This is a genomic window from Acidocella sp. (assembly GCF_013044125.1).
GTDB lineage: Bacteria > Pseudomonadota > Alphaproteobacteria > Acetobacterales > Acetobacteraceae > Acidocella.
The window spans coordinates 1-6524 of sequence record NZ_JABEVC010000142.1 but is presented as its reverse complement, the minus strand read 5'-3'; the positions used below and the strand labels follow the sequence as shown (position 1 = coordinate 6524).

The 6524-nt window shown below is 56.6% G+C and carries 8 protein-coding genes; 4 read left to right on the top strand and 4 right to left on the bottom strand.

The genetic code is table 11. The annotated features are described in order from the left end of the window. On the bottom strand, positions 1-593 hold a 593-nt coding region (locus HKL97_RS09035; protein WP_291424557.1), incomplete at its 3' end, for a Hint domain-containing protein. 763 nt (positions 594-1356) lie between these two features. Between HKL97_RS09035 and HKL97_RS09030 the strand changes: the two genes are divergently transcribed. From HKL97_RS09030 to HKL97_RS09015, 4 genes are all read left to right on the top strand, one after another. Further along, positions 1357-1755, top strand: coding sequence for a VOC family protein (locus HKL97_RS09030; protein WP_291424555.1), 399 nt, complete (start codon positions 1357-1359; stop codon positions 1753-1755). A gap of 37 nt (positions 1756-1792) precedes the next feature. After that, positions 1793-2383: a twin-arginine translocation signal domain-containing protein gene (locus HKL97_RS09025; RefSeq protein ID WP_291424552.1), complete on the top strand. Its 591-nt coding sequence runs from the start codon at positions 1793-1795 to the stop codon at positions 2381-2383. A gap of 52 nt (positions 2384-2435) precedes the next feature. Then, positions 2436-4022, top strand: a complete 1587-nt coding sequence (locus HKL97_RS09020; protein ID WP_291424550.1) for a GMC family oxidoreductase — start codon at positions 2436-2438, stop codon at positions 4020-4022. A gap of 151 nt (positions 4023-4173) precedes the next feature. Next, entirely contained in the window at positions 4174-4452 is a 279-nt protein-coding gene (locus HKL97_RS09015) for a ribbon-helix-helix domain-containing protein (protein WP_291424548.1), read from the top strand. Positions 4453-4676: 224 nt separating this feature from the next. On the opposite strand, the gene HKL97_RS09010 is transcribed toward HKL97_RS09015, so the two are convergent. The 3 genes from HKL97_RS09010 to HKL97_RS09000 all read right to left on the bottom strand — a co-directional run bounded on the left by HKL97_RS09010 (position 4677) and on the right by HKL97_RS09000 (position 6258). Beyond that, complete coding sequence (locus HKL97_RS09010) at positions 4677-4817, bottom strand: hypothetical protein (RefSeq protein WP_291424547.1); 141 nt, start codon at positions 4815-4817, stop codon at positions 4677-4679. 74 nt (positions 4818-4891) lie between these two features. Further along, positions 4892-5533, bottom strand: coding sequence for a maleylacetoacetate isomerase (maiA, locus tag HKL97_RS09005; RefSeq protein ID WP_291424545.1), 642 nt, complete (start codon positions 5531-5533; stop codon positions 4892-4894). A gap of 26 nt (positions 5534-5559) precedes the next feature. Beyond that, positions 5560-6258 carry a fumarylacetoacetate hydrolase family protein gene (locus tag HKL97_RS09000; protein WP_291424543.1) on the bottom strand — a complete coding sequence of 233 codons (699 nt, stop codon included), beginning with the start codon at positions 6256-6258 and terminating at the stop codon, positions 5560-5562. Positions 6259-6524 lie beyond the last annotated feature (266 nt).

The following is a 6524-nucleotide window of genomic DNA, read 5'->3' as shown; positions in this document are numbered from 1 at the left end:
TTGGCCCGGATGCGGATGGGCAGGACGCGCAACGGGTCAGCAAAGACCATGGAGATGGTCTGGCGGCCGAGCCAGGCGACCGGGGCGGTGCGGCCGTCGCTCAGGGTCACCAGATCGCCGGCTTTCAGGGTTTCAACCGCGGCATTGCCCGAGGGGGTGCGGATGGCTGTGCCGGCCATGAAGCAGGAAACCGAGGTGAGCGTGGACGCCGAGTTGAGTGTGAGCGGGGTGCCGACGCCATTTGTGGAGTTGAGACTGTAAAGCTCAAACTGGCCATTTGATGTATAGAGGTTGTATTCGACGCCGCCGGCGGTGAATTCCAGGCCCTTGTTGTCGATACCATCCACGTTGCCCTTGGAACCGCCCGAGGTGAAAATCGTGTTGTCGTAACTTGCCACGGTGTCCAACTGGGCTTTGCCGCCGGTGCCGACCTCGCCGGTGATCGCCACGCCGCCGAGGGAGCCTGAGATGGCGTTGACGGCGTAACCCGTGCCGAGCCTGCCGATTTTCGTGGCGGTGGTGCTCTCCGTAACGGTCACGGTGTCAATTGTGCCGGAGGGGTCCGTGAATGAAAAAGTAACGGTTTGTGACATCGTGCGGTTCCAGAGACATGTTGCAAAAAAATCTGATAGCGTCCCGCGCTTTCCTGTGACGGCGGCGGATATGAAGACGCTCTCCTAATCGCGTAAAACGGCTGGTTGAAAAGGCTTCTTGCAATAAATACTTTGTGAACTTGCGGTTTTTGCCCTGAAATCCAGGAAAAAACACTAAAAAGTGAACGAAAATACGTTTCTTGACCGCAAAAATTTCAATCGCGGCGTGTTATAAATTTTTTTACGAATGCTCTTGCATTAGGTTTGCGGGCTACAGGTTTTTCCGGCGGCCGAGGTTGACCTGGAGCATTGTCCGTTCATACGGAAGGCTCAAGATAAAGTGATTCAAATTAATGATATGAGGCGTTGATATTTGCCGCCTTTTCGGGGGGTGAATGATGGGCCATGGGCGGGCGTATCTGGCCGGGCGGATTACCGGCCTCCCGCACCACCGCCTGGGGCACGATCCACCTCAATCCGATTGAACGATTGGGGGGTGATGCACATGCGCATCATCCACAATAAATGCGGCGCGAATTTTAAGGATTTAGGTATCGCAATGTTGAACGTCCTGCACAAAGAGGTGCTGGAAAACTGGGCGAAGTTGTGTCCGGTAATTTCCGTACCATAAACCCCGTGAACGTCCGGAGTCTCACATGAGCGGCGTCGATCAGCCGCCAGCGTGGCAAAAAACATCGTGCGCCATAAATCGCTATTACCACCCGTTTCCTTGGAAGCCTATGTTGAAGCCCGGAGGTAGTGCATGGCAAAACTTATTCATAGCATGATTAGGGTTCATGATCTTGAAAAATCAATAAAATTCTACAGCGATGCGTTCGATCTGAGTATTTCATACCGTCTTGATTTTCCGGATTTTTCGCTGGTCTACCTATGTGACCGGGAGTCGGGGCAGGAGCTTGAGCTGACCTTCAACCGCGGCCGCGCCGAGCCCTATACGCATGGCGACGGCTATGGGCATATCGCGTTTTGCGTTGACAATACGGCGGCAGAGCAGGCGCGGTTGCGCGCGCTCGGCTTAACGCCAGGTGAAATCAAGGAATTCCATGATGCCAAGGGTGCGTTGATCGCCCGCTATTTTTTCATTCAAGACCCGGATGGTTACAAAGTCGAGGTCTTGGAGCGGCATGGGCACTACCAATAACGGCCAACGTTAGATGATTGAAAGGGGAGAAACGAACATGAAAAGAGAAACGAACATTGAAAGCGCCGTGCCTTTAGCTGGTCTGAAGGCATCGCGCCGCAATCTGCTCAAAGGTGCGGGCATGTTGTCAGGCACGCTGGCACTGTCTTCCACCTTGGCGGCGCTGGCGCCGGGCCGGGCCTGGGCTCTGGATATGAAAGCGCTATCGTCGCACCAGGGGCGTGTGATTTTGAGATTCACGCGCTATCTCTATCCCCATCCGAGCCTTGAGGATGCCGTTTATGCGCTGGTGGTGAAAGACCTCGATGACAAGGCAAGTGCCGACGCAGACAGCAAGAACACGCTGGCGCAAGGGGTGGCGCAGCTTGATCAGATCGGTGGTGAAGACTGGCTGAAGCGTTCCGCCGCGTTGCAGGAAATTGACGTCGCTTCAATGGAATCGACGAATTTTTTCAAGCTTGTCCGCAGCACCGCGGTGGTTAGCCTGTACAGCAATGAAATGGCTTATGCGCATTTCGGCTATGGCGGGCCCGCGGGTAATACCGGCTATCTGTATAAGGGTTTCAATGACCTGACATGGCTGCCAGATCCTCCGCCTACGGCAAGCGGCCCGATCCCGCCGAGCTGAGCCGATCCCGCCGGACACTTGCACCTAAAATATAAATAATCAGGAGGACAGAGTGGACAATTACGGAAATACGAAAAATTTTTCTCTCGATGATGACAGTGTGGTCGTGGTGGTCGGCTCTGGTGCCGGCGGCGGCACGCTGGCTTCGGAGCTCGCCAAAAAAGGCATCGGCGTCGTGGTGCTGGAAGCTGGGAAGCTGAACCAGAGGGCGAGTTTCATTCCCGATGAATGGCCGTCTTTCCATCAACTCGCCTGGCTTGATGAGCGCACCACATCGGGAAGCTGGCGCATCGCCCACGATTTCCCAAATCTTCCCGCCTGGATTTGCAAAACTGTTGGCGGCACCTCGGTGCACTGGGCCGGCGCCTCACTGCGCATTCAACCGCACGAGTTCAAGGCCCGCACCACCTATGGCAATCTTCCCGGCGCCAATTTGCTGGATTGGCCGCTCACGCGTGAGGAGCTTGATCCCTATTACGCGCGCGCCGAAGATAAAATGGGCGTGACCCGTACAAATGACATTCCTGGCCTGCCTGGCAACAACAATTTCAAGGTTATGTATGCGGGGGCGACCAAGGCCGGTTATAAGAAATGCAGCACTGGCCGCATGGCGATCAACAGCGAAACACGCGATGGCCGCAGCCATTGCTACCAGCGCGGGTTTTGTTTCCAGGGCTGCATCTTCGGCGCCAAATGGTCGACGCTCTATGTTGAAATCCCCGAGGGTCAGGCAACAGGGCATATGGAACTGCGACCTGAAGCCCATGCCGCGCGGATCGAGCACGACCAGAATGGCAAGGTGACGGCCGTCCTCTATTTCGACGCGGCCGGCAAATTGCAGCGGCAAAAAGCCCGCGCCGTGGCCGTGGCGGGCAATTCGATTGAGACCCCGCGTCTGTTGCTTCTGTCCGAATCCTCGAAATATCCGGCCGGCTTGGCCAATTCATCGGATCAGGTGGGGCGCAATTATATGCGCCATCTGACCGCCTCGGTCTATGGCGTGTTTCAGAAAAATGTCGACATGTACAGAGGCACGACAATGGCCGGTATTATTGCCGATGAGGAGGTGTTTGATCCGTCACGCGGTTTTGTTGGCGGTTTCCATATGGAAACAATCTCTCTGGGCCTTGCCTTCTACGCCGCGTTTTTAAATCCTGGCGCCTGGGGTAAGGAGTTTGCCGAGGCCATGGAAGCGTATAGCCGCACGGCGGGGATGTGGATCGTGGGCGAGGACATGCCGCAAACAACAAACAGGGTCACCCTCAGCCAGGGGGTCAAGGATCAGTTCGGCTTGGCCGTGCCGAATGTCAATTTCGACGATCATCCAAACGACATCGCCATGCGCGAATATTCCTATCAGCGTGGTGAGGCGGTGTATATGGCGGCAGGCGCTGACAAGACCTATCGTGTGCCGCCCTATCCATCCACCCATAACCTCGGCACTTGCCGCATGAGTGAGAAGCCGGAGGATGGCGTCTGCAATAACTATGGGCAGACCCATGATATCCCCAACCTGTTCATCTCGGATGGCAGCCAGTTTACGACGGGCGCCTCGGAGAATCCGACACTGACCATCGTGACGCTTGCCCTGCGCCAGGCGGACTATATCGCGCAGCAGATGAAAGCCAATGCTATCTGAGTTTTAACCCGCCTGGTTGGCGCAACACGCCAGCCAGGCTTCTCTGGTTGAACGAGCGTGCCCGGTTCCTGTATGATGATTTTTCTGTGGCCAGGCATTTTCATGGGGAGTTGTTCATATGTGCAACATATACACCAGCACGGATCCGATCTTGTATGAATCCAGAACGCGGTCGGTGCGCATTTTTGGCGTTGTGACCACAATCCGGATGGAAAATGCATTCTGGAACGTGCTCCAGGAGATGGCGGAAAGCGAAAAGGTGACAACGAATCAGTTGATTTCGACGCTTTACGAAGAACTCGTGCAATGCCGCGAGGATACGGGTAACTTCGCGTCGTTTTTGCGCGTCTGCTGTTTGCGCTATTTGAATGTGAGGGAGCGTGGCGAAGCCTCATCCCAGCCGCCAGCGTCACTGCGGGTCGTAAAATAACCAGCAGGCGGTGGCGGAATATCTGCCGATGGGACAACATGTGATTGACGCCTGGGCCAGAGCCTGATTGGTTTAAGTGCGATTCAGACTCTGGCTATTTTTCTGAGGGCGATTCACGCTTTCGGCTCGCTCAGGCGAGCACGCCTCAAACGATCGCGCTCGAGTGGGTTTTGCAGCGGCCTGGTAAGCCGAATGCGGTTCAGCACCGCGGATATCGCGATCGCCTACGGAGAAATATCATCCAGGAGCTTGGTGCGGGTGTTGACGCCAAACTGCGCGATGATTGCCGCCACCAGCAGAAAACTGCCTATGAGCAGGAAGGCCGTAAGCACACTGAGATGGGGAATCAGCGGGGCGATCGCCATTATCCCGATGCCGCCGCCCAAATGCCCGAACCCATCGACGAGCGCGAAGCCGGTGGTGCGGGCGCGGGTGGAATTTAGTCCGGCTGGTTCCTGGGTTCGGCGTTGATGAATGCAGGGACGCTGGAAGCGTGCGCAAAAATGGCGTTGGCACGCTTGAAGGGCGTCATATCGCACCCCATGCGCTGCGCGCTGCAAAGTTGGGGGATCAGGCAGCAATCAGCCATGGTTGGCTGAGCGCTGAAGCACCAGGGCCCACCGTAATTCTCCTCCGCTTGGGCAAGCAGCCGTTCTGCGGCCGCCAAGCCTTCGGCGGTCCAGTGCGCGTAGCAATCATCCCTCTGCTGAGGAGAAACTTTCAGCGTCTCATGGAGATATTTCAGGATCCGCAGATTGTTGACCGGATGAATATCGCAAGCGGCCAGGTAGCAGAATTCCAGCACCCGCGCGCGCCGTTCCAGCGCGGCCGGAATTAAGCGCGGCTCGGGGTGTTTTATATCCAGCCAATCGATAATCGCCAGTGATTGGCCGAGATTGAAGCCATTCTCCACGATCGCCGGCACAGTCGCGGAGGGGTTAACCTGAGCAACATAGCCTGCCTCGCGGTGCGCGCCGGTCCGGATATTCACGCCGTGATAATTCGGCCCCAGGCCCTTCAGCGCCAGCGCAATGCGTACACGCCATGACGTGGAGCTGTTAAAAAAGCTGTAGAAATCCACTGCGTTTTTCCTCGCTTGTACCCGGATCAGACAATCTTGACGTGCAATTCGCCCAGCTTCTCGACGCCAACGCTTATCAGGTCGCCTTGTTTGACCGCGCCCACGCCTTCTGGCGTGCCGGTGAAGATCACATCGCCGGGCTCCAGGCGAAAGAAACGCGAGAGATACGAGACGGTTTCCGCAACCGACCAGATCAGGTGGGCAATATCGCTTTTCTGCCTGCTCTGGCCATTGACGGTCAGCCAGATGCCGCCTTTCTCGAAATGGCCGATCTGGCTCGCCGGATGGATCGGCCCGATTGGCGCGGAACGGTCGAACGCTTTGCCGATTTCCCACGGGCGGCCCATTTCACGCATCTTCATCTGCAGGTCGCGACGGGTCATATCCAGCCCCACGGCATAGCCCCATACATGCTCGAGCGCCTGCTCCAGCGCAATATTGGCGCCGCCCTTGCCGATCACCGCGACCAGCTCTGCCTCATAATGGTAGTTGCTGGTCTCGGAGGGATACGCCAGCTCCAGCACCTCGCCATAGGCGGCGGGGACGATGGCGTTGTCTGGTTTGCAGAAGAAGAAGGGCGGCTCGCGGTCTGGATCAAACCCCATCTCACGCGCATGCGCCGCGTAATTCCGGCCAACGCAATAGACGCGGCGGACGGGAAAGAGGCTGTCAGAGCCCGCGACTGGGACGGCGACAGGGGCCTCAGGTGGAAAAACATAATTCATGGACTGCAAAACCTTAAGCTATTTGTTGCATGGAACTCAGAAGCGCTGCGCAAGCGGCACACCCGGGTTAGAACGGAGCGGCGCCACCGGAAAAACCTTCGCGCACCGCTGCTTTGTAGCCGTCATTTGTAATTGAGGTGGCCCCCGGAAACTGGACAGGTGGCTAATCTTACTGTGTCATAAACTCTTGCCCGATTCGAACGTGATTTGTCAGGTTTGGAGATTCTTAACCGTGGAGGCAGGTTATGGGTCTCAAGTCTGGACGG